The following is a 17907-nucleotide window of genomic DNA, read 5'->3' as shown; positions in this document are numbered from 1 at the left end:
TGTTTTTTATGGGGTCGTAATACTTTCGCCATGTTCGTGAGTGCAAGGGTGCGCAATAATGATAAAGGCTGATACGGAAGGTATTACCGAGGCGAGGATTTCCAAAGGTCCCGCAGTGCCTGCCCTGATCGGGTCAGGTATCCTGTAAATCTGATGTATCCACCAACAATTAGGGTTCGATTCCCAATCGCCTTCCAAGCGACTTTTGGTAGAGTATTCGAATGGACGAATAAAACACTGAAAAGACCCCGATAAGAGCATCCCATATCTGGTCTTGATGACAGATGCCGGGGCGATGGCTATGCGGCCAGCGGATACCGGAGAGAGCAAGCGCCGACAGGACCCGAGGCTACGGGAATACAGATTCACAGTCGATGTTGGGCTGGTGAATTCCATCCCCGAAACACGGGAACAGGCGGCTCCTTTCTTTTTCCTTAAGCTTGGCCCCGCCTTTCACACGGAGGGATGCTCTGCAAGGGTCACTAACCCACTACAACAGATAAAAATAAAAAATCCTCATTTTAAAAATGTGTTTTGACTCAACGTGCGAATAAGTGAAGAGGTCCGTTTGAATCTGGAGAAGCGAAGCGTTCGCCTTTGTCCCTGAATTTTAACCCTATAAGGGGTTCATCAAATCCAAAAATTCAGGGGCAACAGCGATCGGAAGATCAAATGGAACGTGGAGCCGCTACACGCGGAAAATGTACATTTTTAAGTTGAGGATTTTAAATACTAGGAGTGATACGATGTTTAAGAAGATAACGATTAAAGCCGATGAGCGCGGACTGTTGTTCAAAAAAGGAAGCTACCACAAGTTGTTGCTCCCAGGTACCTACCTATTGAAGACATTTCAGCAGGAAGCCGTTGAAATTTTGAATGTAGCCGAATCATTTTTTGTACCAGATCATGATATTCGTTTGTTTTTGACAGATCCTCTATTGCTGGAGCAATTGACTGTCATCGATGTAGAGGATCATGAATATGTGCTGCATTATGAGGATAATCGGTTTGTAGAGCTGCTGACAGCCGGGAAATATGCATTTTGGAACATGCTCAAGGAGCATCGTTTTGTTCGTGCAGATACCCGGCAGCCTGCCATTGATAAGGCTTTGGGGCAAGCATTCTTGTCCAAGACACCGGGCTTCTGGAAAGCCCTTCAGGTGGCCAGTCATGAATTGGGGTTTTTGTATTACGATAATGTGCTGCAAGGTGAACTGAAACCGGGCAAATATTATTTCTGGTTGTCCACGGTGAATACAGAGATCAAAACATTAGATATGCGACAGCAGCAGATGGACCTGATGGGGCAGGAAATCATGACTGAAGACAAAATCACGCTGCGTCTTAACTTCGTCTGTCAGTACCGGATCATTGAGCCGCTACGGGCGTTGGAATTCAGAGCATACGAGGAACAAATATACATTATGCTTCAACTGCTGCTGCGTGAATACGTGGGCACAATGAAGCTGGATGATTTGCTGAAAATGAAGCAGGAGATCGCGGAATATGTCTTGACACGACTGAATGAGCAGAGCGGTGAATATGGGGTTACTTTTACATCCGCAGGGGTGAAGGATATTATTTTGCCGGGGGATATCAAGGATATTCTGAATACGGTGCTATTGGCAGAGAAGAAGGCACAAGCCAACCTCATCACACGACGTGAAGAGACGGCATCCACTCGTAGTTTGCTCAATACGGCCAAGCTGATGGACGAAAACGCCACCCTCTATCGTCTCAAAGAGCTGGAATTCATGGAAAAAATCTGCGAGAAGATTGGTACGATATCGCTGACTGGCGGAAATACGCTGCTGGAGCAGCTAAACACGTTGGTTCATATGAAAGAGGGGCAGGGACTCCAATAACGGAAAATACTCCCGAACGATGAGTGCAAGCTGGCTCAAGGTTCGGGAGTATTTTTTTAGTTCGTCTTGGTGGATGCGAGAAAAGCGTCCATATCGATCACCGGAATGAGAGTACCCCGATGCTCCATCACAGTAGGAAACAATTCGCGTTGCCATTCTTCCTCATTGCTTTGTAGCTGACTGTCTTCAGCAGATGCCGTATCCTCCACCTGATCGACAAGCAGGGCAATCTTCGCACGACTGAGCAAAATCATTTTGTCCTCGGAGGAGTCGCTTGATGCGGGGAGAAACAGCTTTTTGCGTAGGTTAAGGATTGTAAATACATCGCCACGAATGGTCACCATTCCTTCATGCCATGCTTCGGAAAAGGGGAGCGGTGTCCCTTTTTTGGCATTCATAACTTCTTCGACTTCCAGAAAGTTTAACGCGAACTTCTTGTCCGCCAGACTGCACACAATATATTCAGACATAACAATTCTCCTTACATATTCAGATAAGTCCATCACAAGTTGTGAACTAGCGGTAAATTGGGTTAACTATTGCGTTTTGACAGATGGAACGATAAAGTGGAGGATGCGGTAAAATGGTTTTAGTTAATCACAGAATATCACAAACGAGCAGTTAAATCTTCCAAAATAACAACCAACGGGACAAGGCGTGGCTTCGAATTTCCCTTCATATATAGTGTTTGGAGCTGAGGTCGTGTCCGATGCACTACATTTTAAGATAAGCGGGTTGAGGTAGAATGGATCATGAAAAGCAGCGGTTAAGTATCGAGGCAGCCAGATTATACTATCTGAACGACTATAGCCAGCAGGATATCGCGGTCAGACTCGGAGTTTCGCGGCCTACGGTATCGCGGTTACTTCAGGCTGCCAAGGAACAGGGATACGTGCGGATCAGTATTGTGGACCCCATGGAGGATATGGACGCGCTCGGAGAGCAGGTGAAGAAGAAATACGGGCTGGATACCGTGCTGGTCTGTTATTCGCCATTAAATGAATATCAGGAGATCAAGAAGCATATTAGCAAAAAAGCAGCCGATTATTTGCATGAAACGGTACAGGATGCTGATATTATTGGAGTGACATGGGGAACAACCATGCATGCGGTGGCGCTTCATCTCCAGCAAAAGCAGGTCAAGGGAGTTGAGGTGGTTCAGCTCAAAGGAGGTGTAAGCCATTCGCATGTCAACACTTATGCCGTGGAAACCGTGAATTTGTTCGCAGAAGCCTTTAACACCATAGCTCGGTATTTGCCGCTGCCTGTAATTTTCGACAGTCAAGCTGTTAAGAAAATGGTCGAGGAGGATCGGCATATCCAGCGTATCATTGAACTTGGCAAGCAGGCGAACATTGCGGTGTTTACGGTGGGTACGGTCAAGGAGGATGCGCTGCTGTTCCGATTAGGCTATTTTAACCATGAAGAGCAGAAGCTGCTGCAAAAAATCGGCAAGGGAGATATTTGCTCGCGCTTTTTTGACGATGAGGGCAACATATGCAGTCAGGAAATCAACAGCCGTACCGTTGGAATTGATTTACCTGAGCTGCGAAAGAAGGAGAAGTCCATCCTTGTAGCTGGAGGCCAGCGCAAAGTAGAGGCCATTCGGGCATCACTGCGCGGCAAGTATGCGAATATCTTGGTGACGGATCAGTTTACAGCGCAAGCACTTTTGCAATAGAACCTGTGGGTCTCAATTCCAATTAAACATGGTTACGGTGTGTGCCTACAGGGTAACATGAATTGTAGGTGAACGGCCTGTGTACAAGCGTGAACATAATTTCAAAATGTGTTTTACATATGTTCAGAGCCGTGCTATGATGATCTCATCACAGAGAAATAAACGATTCATTTTCTTCACACTATTTATTAAATGAAGGAGCCTTTAGATATGAACATTGCAGCATTAATCGACCATACATTGTTGCGTGCAGATGCGACGAAGGATGAAATTACAAAACTGACTGCTGAGGCAAAAAAATACCAGTTTGCTTCTGTATGTGTGAATCCGGCGTGGGTAGCTTATGCAGCCGAACAGCTCGCAGGCACAGGCGTGGCTATCTGTACGGTTATTGGGTTCCCACTGGGAGCTAATACATCGGCAACGAAAGCATTTGAAACCAAAGATGCTATTGCTAACGGTGCAACTGAAATTGATATGGTAATTAACATAGGCGCTTTGAAGGCGCGTGATGTACAGCTTGTCGAGCAGGATATCCGTGCGGTTGTGGAAGCGGCTGCGGGTACACTGGTAAAAGTAATTATTGAAACCTGCCTGCTGACAGACGAAGAGAAGGTACTGGCGTGTGAGCTGTCCGTCAAAGCCGGAGCAAATTTTGTGAAAACTTCGACGGGTTTCTCTACAGGTGGAGCTACTGTGGAAGACGTAGCGTTGATGCGCAAAACAGTAGGACCTGATATTGGTGTTAAAGCTTCTGGCGGCGTACGCAGCCTGGAGGACGTACAAAAATTAGTAGAAGCTGGCGCAAGTCGGATCGGTGCAAGTTCCGGTGTGAAAATCATCGAGGGCGAGCAATCAACATCTTCCTACTAAGTTTATTTTAAAGTCATGGAGGGATTCGCGATGAAGGAGCAATTGATTCAGAAAGCGCTTGAGGCGCGCAAGCAGGCATATGTTCCGTATTCGAATTTTCAAGTGGGGGCTGCGGTTCTCGGAAGCGATGGTACGATTTATCACGGATGTAATGTGGAGAATGCCTCCTACGGCTTATGCAATTGTGCAGAGCGGACAGCGATTTTCAAAATGGTATCCGAAGGCTGCCGAAAAATTGATTCGATTGCGGTAGCAGCTGATACGGAAGGTCCTGTGTCTCCATGTGGGGCCTGTCGTCAGGTCATTTCCGAATTTGCTCATCAAGATACCAAAATTTATCTGACAAACCTTCATGGCAATACGGAAGAGTGGACGGTGGATCAATTACTGCCGGGTGCCTTTCGACCTGCGGATCTGGGGAAATAAAAAAAGAATGCCTCTTTGGGGCGCATTCTTTTTATGGGCAATGTAAGCGCTTAATGTAATGAGGGGGAATTGAAATGAAATATGTAATCGCTTTGGTGGGATTGCTCGTTGTATTTGCACTTACTTACGTTGCCAGCAGTGACAAGCGTAAAATCAGGTATCGTCCGCTGATAGTTATGGTTGTTCTGCAAGCAGCGCTTGCTTTCGTATTGCTGAACACAGAGATTGGTGAAATTCTAGTCAAAGGTTTTGCAAAAGGTTTTAATAGTCTGATTGGTTATGCTATGGAAGGGATTAACTTCGTTTTTGGCGGAATTGCGAATGAAGGAGCAGCACCGTTCTTTATCGGTGTACTGCTGCCAATCGTGTTCATATCCGCACTGATTGGGATTTTACAATATGTAAAAGTCCTGCCTTTCATTATTAAATATATCGGACTTGTCTTGAGCAAAGTAAACGGAATGGGTAAACTGGAATCCTACAACGCTGTAGCTTCGGCTATCTTGGGTCAATCCGAGGTGTTTATTTCCGTTAAGAAACAAATTGGTCTGCTGCCAAAACATCGGCTGTATACATTGTGTGCATCTGCGATGTCTACGGTGTCCATGTCGATTGTGGGAGCCTACATGCAAATGTTGAACCCCAAATATGTGGTTACCGCATTGGTGCTGAACCTGTTTGGCGGCTTTATTATCGCTTCCATTATTAATCCGTACAAGATTGAGAAGGAAGACGATTTACTGGAGGTTCAAGAGGAAGAGAAGCAGTCCTTCTTCGAAATGCTCGGGGAATATATTATGGACGGTTTCAAGGTTGCTATTACGGTAGCTGCGATGCTGATCGGTTTTGTGGCGCTGATTGCCATGGTTAACGGTATTTTCTCCTGGTTGTTTGGGATTAGCTTTCAGGCGCTGCTTGGCTATGTGTTTGCACCGTTCGCCTTTGTTATGGGGATTCCGTGGAATGAGGCAGTGCAGGCGGGCAGCATTATGGCTACCAAGCTCGTATCCAACGAATTTGTGGCCATGCTGGATCTGACCAAACAAACAGGCTTGTCCGAGCGTACGGTCGGAATCGTATCGGTATTCCTCGTATCTTTTGCAAACTTCTCATCCATTGGTATCATTTCTGGGGCTGTGAAGGGTCTGCATGAAAAACAGGGAAATGTAGTGGCCCGTTTTGGTCTGAAGCTGTTGTACGGAGCGACGCTGGTTAGCGTGCTGTCGGCAACGATTGCAGGGTTGTTTTTGTAAAAAAAACAGCGAATCAGGAAAGGATTTTTATGATGTCTAAATTTAAACGGATTCACTTGGTCGTTATGGACTCGGTTGGTATCGGCGAAGCACCGGATGCTGCCCAGTTTGATGATTATGATGTAGATACACTCGGTCATATTGCGCGCGAACGCGGCGGTCTGAACATGCCGAATATGGGTAAGCTCGGTCTGTCCAACATTCGTTCCATAGAAGGGGTACCGGTGGCCGATAAGCCACTCGCATATTACACCAAAATGCAGGAAGCCTCCAACGGCAAGGACACAATGACAGGTCATTGGGAAATCATGGGGTTGAATATTGCAGTTCCTTTCCGTGTATTCCCGGATGGGTTTCCAGATGAGCTGATCCAGCGCATTGAGGAGCATACAGGTCGTAAAGTTATTGGCAACAAGCCAGCCAGTGGCACGGAAATCATTGACGAACTGGGCGAAGAACACGTCAAAACAGGTGCACTCATCATCTATACCTCAGCAGATTCAGTGTTGCAAATTGCGGCACATGAGGAAGTTGTACCTTTGAAGGAGCTTTATGAGATTTGTGAGTTCTGTCGTAAAATCACGCTGGAAGATCCGTACATGCTGGGTCGCATTATTGCCCGTCCGTTCGTAGGCGAGCCAGGCAACTTCTCTCGTACCTCCAATCGACATGACTATGCGCTCAAGCCATTTGGTCGTACCACAATGAACGAGCTGAAGGATGCAGGTTTGGATGTAATCGCCTTGGGTAAAATCTCTGACATTTATGACGGCGAGGGTGTAACGAAAGCAGTGCGCACAGTGTCCAACATGGACGGCATGGATAAGCTGGTGGCTACGCTGGACGAGGAATTCACCGGATTAAGCTTCTTAAATTTGGTGGACTTTGATGCTGTATACGGCCACCGCCGTGATCCGCAGGGGTACGGTCAAGCCTTGGACGATTACGATGCCCGTCTGCCCGAGGTATTCGCCAAAATGAATGATGACGATCTGCTGATCATCACCGCAGACCATGGGAATGACCCGACATATCGCGGAACGGATCATACCCGCGAATATGTGCCTTTGCTGGCATATTCCCCTCGTTTTGCTGCTGGAGGCAAGGAACTGGCGGTTCGCAAGACGTTTGCGGATATTGGGGCGACCGTAGCGGATAACTTTGGTGTAAAACTGCCTGAACACGGAACTAGCTTTTTGGCAGAGCTTCAGTAATCCAGGACCCTAGCAAGAGTGCAGGTAGGATGATTAGTAACGATATGAGTAACAATATGAGCATGGACAAATGGGACGGAGGAATAAAAACATGAGTGTACACATTGGAGCCAAACCTGGAGAAATTGCAGAAACGATTTTGCTACCAGGAGACCCGCTACGGGCGAAATTTATCGCTGAAACGTATCTGGAGGACGTGACCTGCTACAACGAGGTACGCGGAATGCTCGGATTCACGGGAACGTACCAAGGCAAACGTCTGTCTGTACAGGGAACCGGGATGGGGCTGCCTTCCATCAGTATTTATGTCAACGAACTGATTAGCGAGTATGGTGTAAAAAACTTGTTCCGTGTGGGTACTTGCGGCGGAATGAAGGAGCATGTGCACGTTCGTGACGTCATTTTGGCACAGGCATCCTGTACAGATTCCGGCATGAACCGCCATATCTTTGGCGGCTATGATTTCTCACCGATTGCCAGCTTCCCTCTCTTAAAGGGCGCTTATGATCGCGGTGTTGCCAAAGGCTTGAACATGCATGTCGGCAACGTATTCAGCTCAGACAGCTTCTACCGTGATGACAAATCAGTGGTACAAAAGCTGATGGAATACGGCGTGCTGGGTGTGGAGATGGAGACTTCGGCTTTATACACGCTAGCAGCCAAGTTTGGTGTAAACGCACTGACCATTCTGACGGTAAGTGATCATTTGCTGACAGGTGAAGAAACGACGGCAGAGGAACGGCAAACTACGTTTAAAGAAATGATGGAAGTTGCACTGGATACAGCAGTATCCCTGTAAACGATCATACGCACAGTGAGGAGAAATGACATATGAGAATGGTAGACTTGATTGAAAAAAAACGTGACGGAAAAGAACTGAGCACTGAGGAAATTAACTTTATTATCCAAGGCTATACTCAGGGTGAAATTCCTGATTATCAGGTCAGTGCATTGGCGATGTCTATTTTCTTCAAAGATATGAACGAACGGGAACGTGCTGATTTGACCATGGCAATGGTTCATTCAGGAGATACGATTGATTTGTCCGCAATTGAAGGTGTAAAGGTCGATAAGCACTCCACTGGTGGTGTGGGTGATACGACCACACTGGTACTGGCTCCGCTTGTAGCAGCCTTAGACATTCCAGTAGCGAAAATGTCAGGTCGCGGTCTTGGGCACACGGGCGGAACGATCGACAAGCTGGAGGCCATTGCAGGCTTTCACGTAGAGATCACTAAGGATGAATTCGTAGATTTGGTGAATCGCAGCAAAATTGCGGTTGTCGGACAAAGTGGCAACCTGACCCCTGCGGATAAAAGATTGTATGCTTTGCGTGATGTTACAGCAACGGTAAATTCGATTCCGCTGATTGCCAGCTCGATTATGAGTAAGAAAATCGCTGCCGGCTCTGATGCCATCGTACTGGATGTCAAGACAGGTGCGGGGGCATTCATGAAAACAGTAGAAGATGCCAAAGAACTGGCACATGCCATGGTAAGCATCGGGAACAATGTGGGTCGCAAGACCATGGCGGTTATTTCCGACATGAGCCAACCGTTGGGGCTGGCCATCGGGAACTCGCTGGAAGTTAAAGAAGCAATTGATACATTGCGCGGCGAAGGCCCCAAAGATCTGGAAGAGTTGTGTATGGCTTTGGGCAGTCAGATGGTATTTTTGGCTGGGAAGGCAGACTCTCTCGAAGACGCTGAAGAGAAGCTCAAAGAGGTCATTCGTAACGGCAAAGCACTGGAGAAATTTAAAGAGTTTATTACAAATCAGGGCGGCGACGCTTCTGTAGTGGATCATCCAGAACGCTTGCCACAGGCGCAGTATCTTATTGAAGTACCTGCAAAGCAGGACGGTGTGGTAGCTGAAATTGTGGCAGACGAAATCGGTACCGCTGCGATGCTGCTGGGAGCAGGTCGTGCGACCAAAGAATCCGAGATTGATTTGGCTGTCGGCTTGATGCTGAACAAAAAAGTCGGCGATGCAGTTCAAAAAGGCGATTCGCTGGTTACTATCCATGCCAACCGTGAAGACGTAGATCAAGTGCTGGAGAAAATCTACGCAAATATCCGTATTGCGGATCACGCGGAAGCACCTGTGCTGATCTATGGAACGGTGACAGAGTAAGCTGTAGCTGTATAGTATAAGGCGTTAGCAGATCAATAGTTATAGAGCCGGAGCCCTTACATTAGAGGGCTTCCGGCTTTTTTTTGTTCTTAGCTCAGGCAACTGAGCGGTGGAATTAAAAAAGCGGTTGTCAATTTCTAGTGAGGGAACTATACTAAATTTATAAACTGACGATCGTTCGTAAGGTAATTGGAGGGAACACATGACACTACAGAAAATTAAAACAGCAAGCCTAAAGCAATTTGCGAGAAAGGGATACGATGCCGCCTCCCTACAATTGATTGCTGATGAGGTAGGAATCAAAAAGCAGTCTATTTATGCTCATTTTAAAAGCAAAGACGATTTGTTCTTAGACATATTTGCGGACGCGGTAGACCAAGAGATTTTGGAGTTGGATCGTTATTTTCAAGCTCAAGCTGAACAATCACTTGAAGCTGTACTGCGAGGATTGATTATTGAATTCAAAGAACGCTATGAGAGTGCCATGAATCTGCGTTTGATTCTGTATGTCGGATTTCTGATTCCATCTGCGCTGGAAAACCAGGTTCAGGCTTTGGTTACACGCTATGTACAGCATAAAACCAGCTTGGTATATGAGCGGTTGGCAGCCGAAACGTCAGTTAAGCTTCGTGTTCCAGTTCAATCTGCCACTATAGCCTATATGAATTTGATTGAAGGGATGCTGGTAGAACTGGTGTACAACGGCACCGCTGGTTTTGATCCGCGTCTGGAAAGTTCCTGGGATATTTACTGGCACGGCTTGGTTCAGGTCTGATCATCTAAGCCTTTAAAGTAAATATGATTGTATTGGGGGAAGAGAGTTGTGTCTGTGAAAGAAACCTTTTGGTCCAGAAATTTTATATTTTTGATGATATCCAACGCTCTATTATTTATGGCATTTGAAATGCTTATGCCCACGTTGCCACTGTTTGTGGAAAGTCTTGGCGGCAGTCCGTCACAGATTGGCTTGGTGACAGGCGTGTTTATGTGCTCAGCTATATTGATTCGTCCATTCTCAGGCACACTGATCCAGCTTTTGGACAAGAAATATGTACTGATTATTGGAGTTGTGATTTGTATGCTGGCAACAGGAAGCTACATGCTTTCCACCAGTTTGGTATTGCTGTTAGTCTTTCGGCTAGTACATGGTTTTGGATTTGGTATTGCGAGCACATTGTATGCTACCTCAGCATCAGATGATTTGCCTCCTCATCGTATGGGGGAAGGAATGGGCTACTTTGGCGTAGGTGAAACTGTAGCGATTTCAGTCGGCCCCCTGCTCGGCATATGGATGCTTCATGCGGCAGGTTTTAGCGGGCTATTTTCCACGGGAGCTATAATTTTGCTGCTGTCGCTTGTGATGAGCATATTGGTTCGTCGCCGTTCTGCGAACCCCACGACGGCAGATACAGCAAAGGACAAAAAGAAGGTTCCCTTTAAATTATTTGAAAAAAGAGTGCTGCTGCAATCTGGTCTTGTGCTGCTAATTGGCGTGGTGGCAGGGGGAGTGATGTCTTTCGTGGCCTTATTTGCCAAGGAGCAGGGTTTTACAAATGCGGCCTGGTTCTTCTTTACGGTGGCAATGGCAAGCTTCCTCGTTCGGCTGGTGTCCGGTAGGATTTTTGATACTAAAGGTCCAGCTTATATCTTGATCCCCGCAGGAATTGTGCTTATCGTCGCCATCGTTATGGTGGCTTCATCACGGACCGAGCTACAATTTTTGGTTGCTGCTGTGCTGTATGGTTTGAGTTTTGGTGCTATTTTTCCAGCTTTACAGGCTTGGGCTATCAGTGTAGTCGGAGAAGATGAGCGAGAGGACGCTGTAGGCTCCTTTTATAATTTTTTCGATTTGGGGATTGGTGGCGGTTCTTTGATTCTAGGGATGATTGCCGGATTAACCTCTTATAAAACAATGTATCTATTTTCCACTTTGCTGATTGCGGCTTATTTAATTATCTTTGTGGTGTATAGTGTGCTGGATAAGAAAAAGTCCCGTAACACGTTGAACGTGTAATCTACTAATATGGATGATCTAGATAGAGAGCCACCGTATGGATTCCTTTGAACAAGTTTGAAAAATATGACAGCCAGACTCATAATAGATATGAGTTTGGCTTTTTTTATTGTTAGGGTGCAGGACAGCACAGAGGAGGAGAGACATGTTCCGATTATACAGCGATGTTCGTGGGACAGCTTATGAAAGACTGATTGATTATGCTATGGAACGGGCAGATACATTTATGCTAGGCGTACATAACTGGGTAACTGAGGATGACAATGGAGTCGCCAACAAGGATGTTTTGTTCGAGAAATTGTTACAGCAATTGAATCCTTTTTTGCTGTCCACGCACTCCTATGAGGAAATGAGGGGAAAGCATTCCATTGCCTACACACCGGGAACCTTCTACCGGTACCAATGCACGCCTGAGGCTGGAAGAGTATTAAAGCATGCGGCGTCCAGTCTGTTTTCCTGACGGTGACGACTGACTTCATACAGCATAGCTTCAGTATATTTTGTGAAGGAGGGACATGAAATGGTGGAAAAATGGGTTTGGATGGGTGTGGCGGGGGTGATCGTAGGCTATGTCGCTTTGGCCAATATGAGCGTTTCGACGAACACCTATACTACATCAACGGCGGGTGCCACGCACCAGACAGCTCCGCTTAGCATGCAGAATAAGCAAGGGGAAGCAGCGAAGCGTATCGTACATGACCAAAGAATGCAATTTGGAGGACAAGGACAAACAGAATTTAGATTTGAAGAGGGGCGCAAACTGTATATCAGTATCAAGAATACAGGAAAGCAACCCGTACGATACAAGCTCAACAGTTCGAATGGATCAGACTTGCAAGGCACAACGAGCGGCTTTTCTAGCCGAACGTTACAGCCGGGAGAACGCCACGATCTGCTGTTTATCAAGCCAGAGGGGCAGAATGAGGCTGCAAATGGCTCCTTGAAAGAGCTGGTTTTGAAAGTAAGTACGGACGACGGATCACGAGGAGACATTAAAACCTTCGCATATATTACACTGTAAGCTCCTTCCAGAATGGGCACGACATGCGGTCATTAGTCTACTTATGTTACAATAGAACGGTTGAAGACTTAATGAACAGAATAGGTCAGAGTAGAAAGCAGAAAGGATGACCCGTTGTGCCCAAAAAACATGAATCCGATAATCACAAAATGTCACGGAGGCTGTCACTTACAGCCATTTTACTTACACTTACATTTGTAGCTCTTACTGGCTGCGGCCAGGATAATAATGCTGAACCGAGTGATACTGGAAGCAGTACAAGCATGATCGAGAACAGTGCCGGAGGCAATCAGAGTAGTTCAGCACAAAATGACAAAGTAGCTAAAGAGAGCAAGAGTGCAGAAAACAGCGGTAATGATGCGAAAAAGTCAGCTCCTTCCGTCCCAGCTCCTTCAAAGGATACATCTTCTGCTCCTGCAGCCTCCAATGCATCTCAAAATCCTTTTGAGGTAGCAGGTATTCAAGATCCTAAAGCATTTTTGAACACATTCAAAGCGTTGCAGAAGGCTGTTGCCGACAATGATAAGGAGAAGGTAGCCAATTTTATTTTGTACCCTCTGCGTGTCAATGATAGTGAAAAGTCGCTAACGATTCCGAACAAGAAAGATTTTCTGGCTAAATATGATCAGATTTTTACGGACGCGATTCGTGAGGCGCTAGTGAACCAAAAGACAGATGAGTTGTTTGTTAATTATCAGGGAGTTATGGTAGGATCGGGTGAGCTGTGGCTGAGAAGAGCTACGGACAATCCGAAGCATTTTGGAGTCTTTTCAATTAATCTTGAAACGGTAGCCAACTAAGTCGTATTCCACGTGTGCCCATGCCCTCTAGGCGGTCGGAAACGTATACCATGTTTCTGACTGTCCCCCCTTGAAGAAAGCAATTTATAGATCATCCCATTCCAAAAAAAGGTTTGACATCCCTCATAAACTCTCGTATTATATCCATATAACTCATTAAACAGGTAGGAATTAAAGTATTAAAGTAGAACCTCGCCATTCTGGCGGAGAACCTCTAGGAACAGCAGGCAGACACTGTCCACGCGACAGGTTTGACCTATCAGGGCTGCATCAGGGAATTCTCCGCCCTTTTTTTTGATTATGTCTGTAAATAACAGGAGTAAATGATTGTGTATTTACAAATTACATAGAATGAGGGGTGTCTTGATGAAGAGGAATTATAAAACTGGACTTATTCTCGGACTATCTTTGGTTTTAACGATGGTGCTAAGTGCTTGCGGGGCAAGCAAGGAAGGGACGCAAGCGGATGGTAGCTCTGCTTCCGGCTCCAAGGACGTGGAGTTGCTCAATGTTTCTTATGATCCGACCCGTGAGTTGTATGAGGCATATAATAAAGCGTTTGCCGCCCATTGGGAGAAGGAGAAAGGACAGAAGGTTACGATCAAGCAATCCCACGGGGGATCTGGCAAGCAAAGCCGCTCTGTGCAGGACGGGCTGGATGCAGACGTGGTTACACTGGCTCTGGGCTATGATATTGATGCGTTACAGGAGAAAGGGCTTGTTAAAGAGGGATGGCAAAGTAAATATGAGCATAACAGTTCCCCGTACACCTCAACCATCGTGTTATTGGTACGTAAAGGGAACCCGAAGGGGATCAAGGACTGGGATGATCTAGTCCGCGGCGATGTACAGGTCATTACACCGAACCCTAAAACCTCGGGTGGAGCCCGCTGGAACTATCTTGCAGCCTGGGCCTATGCGCTCAAAAAGAACAATAACGATGAAGCCAAAGCCCAGCAGTTTGTACAGGAGCTGTATAAGCATGTGCCGGTATTGGATAGCGGAGCGCGTGGAGCGACGACGACTTTCGTAGAGCGTGGAATTGGCGATGTGCTGATCGCTTGGGAAAATGAAGCACTGCTGTCTGTGAAGGAGCTAGGTGCGGATAAATTCGATATCGTATATCCGTCGATCAGTATTTTGGCTGAACCTCCGGTAGCGGTGGTCGATAAAGTGGTAGATAAAAAAGGTACACGCGAGGTGGCGGACGCGTACCTGAAATATTTGTACAGTGAAGAAGGGCAGACCATTGCTGCTGAAAATTATTATCGCCCAACATTAGAAAGTGTGACGGCAAAGTTCAAGGATCAATTTCCTAATCTGGAGCTTGTAACCTTGAAGGATGTATTCGGAACATGGAAAGAGACACAGCAAAAGCATTTTAGCGACAAGGGGATTTTTGACCAGATTTATGTACCTGGTAGTTCATAACATAAGTGAAGTGTAAAGGCGAGAGAATCGGTTGGCGCGAGTGCCATAGTTAAAGGATGCAGAGAGGGATGGACAGAACATGAGTCAAATGCAAGCCACCCGAAAACGCGTACTTCCCGGTTTCGGGTTAACGATGGGTTATAGTGTGCTGTATCTCAGTCTGGTGGTGCTGGTGCCATTATCAGCACTGCTCCTGAATTCAACCGGGCTGACGTGGGAGAAATTTTGGGACGTGGCGACGGATGCCAGAGTGCTGGCTTCCTACAAGGTGAGCTTTTTGTGTGCCGCAGCCGCGGCGCTGATCGATCTATTTCTCGGTTTATTGATCGCCTGGGTACTGGTGCGTTATGAGTTTCCAGGGAAACGAATGTTTGATGCGGTCATCGATCTGCCCTTTGCATTGCCCACGGCGGTGGCAGGGGTTGCGTTGACCGCTCTATATGCACAGAACGGCTGGATCGGCTCACTGTTCGAGCCGCTTGGGTGGAAAATGGCATACTCACAGACAGGGATTACGCTCGCGTTGATGTTTATTGGCATTCCGTTCGTCGTACGGACAGTTCAGCCGGTGCTGGAGGATCTGGACAAGGATGAGGAAGAGGTGGCTGCTACGCTGGGAGCGGGCAGATGGCGTACCTTCCGTAGCGTTATTGTGCCGGAGCTGGTACCCCCGCTGCTGACGGGTTTTGCGCTTGCCTTTGCCCGCGGCATTGGCGAGTACGGATCTGTCGTCTTCATTTCTGGCAATATGCCGATGAAGACCGAGATTGCTCCGCTGCTCATTATGTCCAAGCTGGAGCAAAATGACTACGCAGGGGCTACGGCGGTGGCATTGATGCTGTTGGTCATTTCGTTCGTACTGTTATTCGTGATTAACAGTTTTCAGCGCTGGTCGCGGCGCCGTGCAGTCTAACGTAACCGTCTAACGTTAACATGCAGACAGCAGAGGCCTGCGCATTAAACCCCGTGTTCAAGGAGGGATACATCATGTCACAAGCGATAACTGGGCAGGAGCTTGCTTCTGCACCAGTACCTTCATCTGCACCGCCCAATAGGGTTACAACCGAAGCCCCTTGGGTCAAGTGGACGCTCATTGGTGCTGCTTTTTTAGCTTTGCTCTGGGTGTTGGTATTGCCGCTAATCGTTGTGCTTACCGAAGCACTTAAGCAGGGATGGAGCGTATACGTTGAAGCGTTACGGGACCCAGATGCCATGTCCGCATTGCGATTGACGCTGCTGGTGGCCGCGATAACGGTTCCGCTGAATACGGTATTTGGTGTAGCGGCCGCATGGCTGATCACAAAATTTCATTTTCGCGGCAAAGGTGTACTGGTTACCTTGATTGATTTACCCTTTGCGATCTCGCCTGTTGTCGGAGGACTGATGTATGTATTAGTGTTTGGCGCACAGGGCTGGCTTGGGCCGTGGCTGGACGAGCATGATATTAAAATTATATTTGCTTTGCCAGGCATTATTTTGGCAACGCTGTTCATTACATTTCCTTTTGTAGCGCGCGAGCTTATTCCGCTGATGGAAGATCAGGGGCAGCAGGAGGAGGAAGCGGCGGTCACGCTGGGCGCACGCGGCTGGCGCATATTCTGGAAAGTGACGCTGCCGAATATCAAATGGGGTTTGTTGTATGGCATTATTCTGTGTAATGCGAGAGCCATGGGTGAGTTTGGTGCAGTGTCCGTCGTCTCGGGACATATTCGGGGAGAGACGAATACACTTCCGCTGCATGTGGAGATTTTGTATAACGAGTATCAGTTCTCGGCATCTTTTGCGGTGGCCTCGTTGTTGCTGCTACTTGCTTTGGCAACCTTGGTGCTTAAAAGCTGGTTTGGACGCAAACGCGTGCATTAATTAATAATTGTGTATATGATCCAACAGGGCCTCTCTTTGTGTCTATCGTCTGTTAACGGCGAGAAGATGGGAAGAGAGGCCCTTGTTCTAAGGTGGCTTATATGGATAATAAAATGATCATATCAAGGCACGTTGGTGTGCCCAAGAGGAGCGAAGGGAAAAATGAAACATCCGTTTCAGTCCTACCGTCAGTTGTTTCCGGTGCTGTCCTCACATATCCATGTAGGAAGCTGTTCCCAGGGGGCGATATCGAGACCGGTTTCCGCTGCCATTGAGGAATATCATCGAAGCTTGCTGCAACACGGTCATAACGGCGACCTATCTATGGCACGGTTGGAGGAGGCAAGAGGACATTTTGCCAAGCTCATCGGGGCGGAGCCTGACGAAATTGCGGTGCTGTCCTCAGCCTCTGAGGCGATTGCTGGCGTGGCCACTGCCCTTCCTTATGTACCGGGAAAAGAAGGGATTGTGTATGCAGACACCGACTTTCCGACGGTGGGCCACATCTGGCAGGCACAGGAGATGTTCCGTGATCATATTTGCTGTATCCCTTCTACGGAGGGAGAAGTGACCCTAGAGCAGTATGAGGAGCATGTTACGGAGAAAACTGCGCTCATTATGGTATCCCATGTGAATTATACCAACGGATTTCAGCAGGATCTCAAATCCATTGCACATATAGCTCATCGAAATCAGGCGTTACTATTCGTCGATGCCTATCAGTCTGCAGGAATGATTCCGATAGACGTAAAGGCGATGGGCATAGATATGCTGGTCGCGGGAGCACGCAAATATATGCTGGGGATACCGGGAGTGGCTTTTCTTTATATAAGTAAGGAGCGAATAGAACGCTTCAAGCCCCGTCTTACGGGCTGGCTTGGACAGGAGTCAGCCTCCCGGTTTGATATTGCTCATCCGGTTCCGGCAGCAGGCGCCCGGCGCTTTGAGACAGGATTACCTTCCTTCATTAGCATTTTTGCCGCCAATGCAGCCTTAAAGCTGCTGCTGGAAATTGGGGTCACGAACATTCAGACCTATATGAATGAGCTGTTGGACTTTTCTATTGAATATGGACGCAGCAAAGGGTTACACATACGAATACCTGATGAAGGAGGCACTTTACCAAGTCTGCTCGCTGTTGAAGTAGCCGATGTGTCGGCGGTAGAGAGGCGTTTGCGGAGCCGAAATATGATTGTGTCAGCACGAAAGGATGTTATTCGTGTGGCTCCGCATTTTTACAATACGGCAGAGGAAGTCCGGCGGGTCCTAGATGAACTAGGTGGGAGTTGTTGAACAGCAAAAGCCTCTTCCGAGTCAATGGGAGCATAGCATT

The 17907-nt window shown here is 47.3% G+C and carries 18 protein-coding genes; 17 read left to right on the top strand and 1 reads right to left on the bottom strand.

All coding sequences use genetic code 11. The features are described from left to right. Positions 1-746 precede the first annotated feature (746 nt). Positions 747-1865, top strand: coding sequence for a slipin family protein (locus C400_RS0100340; RefSeq protein ID WP_017425580.1), 1119 nt, complete (start codon positions 747-749; stop codon positions 1863-1865). Between the two features lie 56 nt (positions 1866-1921). Here the strand turns inward: C400_RS0100340 and C400_RS0100335 are convergent, their stop codons facing one another. Continuing rightward, positions 1922-2335, bottom strand: coding sequence for a chemotaxis protein CheW (locus C400_RS0100335; protein ID WP_017425579.1), 414 nt, complete (start codon positions 2333-2335; stop codon positions 1922-1924). A gap of 275 nt (positions 2336-2610) precedes the next feature. Between C400_RS0100335 and C400_RS0100330 the strand changes: the two genes are divergently transcribed. From C400_RS0100330 to C400_RS0100255, 16 genes are all read left to right on the top strand, one after another. Beyond that, positions 2611-3546, top strand: coding sequence for a sugar-binding transcriptional regulator (locus C400_RS0100330; RefSeq protein ID WP_017425578.1), 936 nt, complete (start codon positions 2611-2613; stop codon positions 3544-3546). Positions 3547-3756: 210 nt separating this feature from the next. Beyond that, positions 3757-4419: a deoxyribose-phosphate aldolase gene (gene deoC, locus C400_RS0100325; protein WP_016820387.1), complete on the top strand. Its 663-nt coding sequence runs from the start codon at positions 3757-3759 to the stop codon at positions 4417-4419. Between the two features lie 30 nt (positions 4420-4449). Further along, positions 4450-4845, top strand: coding sequence for a cytidine deaminase (locus C400_RS0100320; RefSeq protein WP_017425577.1), 396 nt, complete (start codon positions 4450-4452; stop codon positions 4843-4845). A 74-nt stretch (positions 4846-4919) separates the two neighbouring features. Then, complete coding sequence (locus tag C400_RS0100315; RefSeq protein ID WP_016820385.1) at positions 4920-6098, top strand: NupC/NupG family nucleoside CNT transporter; 1179 nt, start codon at positions 4920-4922, stop codon at positions 6096-6098. A gap of 29 nt (positions 6099-6127) precedes the next feature. After that, a complete protein-coding gene (deoB, locus tag C400_RS0100310) occupies positions 6128-7312 on the top strand; it encodes a phosphopentomutase (RefSeq protein ID WP_017425576.1) in 1185 nt (394 codons plus the stop codon). Between the two features lie 91 nt (positions 7313-7403). Next, on the top strand, positions 7404-8111 hold the full coding sequence (deoD, locus tag C400_RS0100305) for a purine-nucleoside phosphorylase (protein ID WP_013373173.1): 708 nt from the start codon (positions 7404-7406) through the stop codon (positions 8109-8111). 32 nt (positions 8112-8143) lie between these two features. Further along, positions 8144-9445 carry a pyrimidine-nucleoside phosphorylase gene (locus C400_RS0100300; RefSeq protein WP_017425575.1) on the top strand — a complete coding sequence of 434 codons (1302 nt, stop codon included), beginning with the start codon at positions 8144-8146 and terminating at the stop codon, positions 9443-9445. Positions 9446-9647: 202 nt separating this feature from the next. Continuing rightward, positions 9648-10220 carry a TetR/AcrR family transcriptional regulator gene (locus C400_RS0100295; protein WP_017425574.1) on the top strand — a complete coding sequence of 191 codons (573 nt, stop codon included), beginning with the start codon at positions 9648-9650 and terminating at the stop codon, positions 10218-10220. A 48-nt stretch (positions 10221-10268) separates the two neighbouring features. Continuing rightward, positions 10269-11459, top strand: coding sequence for an MFS transporter (locus tag C400_RS0100290; RefSeq protein ID WP_017425573.1), 1191 nt, complete (start codon positions 10269-10271; stop codon positions 11457-11459). Positions 11460-11604: 145 nt separating this feature from the next. After that, complete coding sequence (locus tag C400_RS0100285; RefSeq protein ID WP_017425572.1) at positions 11605-11919, top strand: hypothetical protein; 315 nt, start codon at positions 11605-11607, stop codon at positions 11917-11919. A 60-nt stretch (positions 11920-11979) separates the two neighbouring features. After that, positions 11980-12480: a hypothetical protein gene (locus C400_RS0100280; RefSeq protein WP_017425571.1), complete on the top strand. Its 501-nt coding sequence runs from the start codon at positions 11980-11982 to the stop codon at positions 12478-12480. A gap of 116 nt (positions 12481-12596) precedes the next feature. Then, positions 12597-13280: a hypothetical protein gene (locus C400_RS0100275; protein WP_017425570.1), complete on the top strand. Its 684-nt coding sequence runs from the start codon at positions 12597-12599 to the stop codon at positions 13278-13280. A gap of 366 nt (positions 13281-13646) precedes the next feature. Further along, the gene (locus C400_RS0100270; protein ID WP_017425569.1) at positions 13647-14711 is read left to right on the top strand and encodes a sulfate ABC transporter substrate-binding protein; all 1065 of its coding nucleotides are present in this window, start codon (positions 13647-13649) and stop codon (positions 14709-14711) included. Between the two features lie 79 nt (positions 14712-14790). Then, on the top strand, positions 14791-15624 hold the full coding sequence (gene cysT, locus C400_RS0100265) for a sulfate ABC transporter permease subunit CysT (RefSeq protein WP_017425568.1): 834 nt from the start codon (positions 14791-14793) through the stop codon (positions 15622-15624). 74 nt (positions 15625-15698) lie between these two features. Then, positions 15699-16574 carry a sulfate ABC transporter permease subunit CysW gene (cysW, locus tag C400_RS0100260; protein ID WP_013373166.1) on the top strand — a complete coding sequence of 292 codons (876 nt, stop codon included), beginning with the start codon at positions 15699-15701 and terminating at the stop codon, positions 16572-16574. Positions 16575-16736: 162 nt separating this feature from the next. Continuing rightward, positions 16737-17867: an aminotransferase class V-fold PLP-dependent enzyme gene (locus tag C400_RS0100255; RefSeq protein ID WP_017425567.1), complete on the top strand. Its 1131-nt coding sequence runs from the start codon at positions 16737-16739 to the stop codon at positions 17865-17867. Positions 17868-17907 lie beyond the last annotated feature (40 nt).

Source organism: Paenibacillus sp. ICGEB2008 (assembly GCF_000307675.1).
In the GTDB taxonomy this organism is placed as follows: Bacteria; Bacillota; Bacilli; order Paenibacillales; family Paenibacillaceae; genus Paenibacillus; species Paenibacillus polymyxa.
This window is presented reverse-complemented; position numbering and strand designations above follow the sequence as displayed.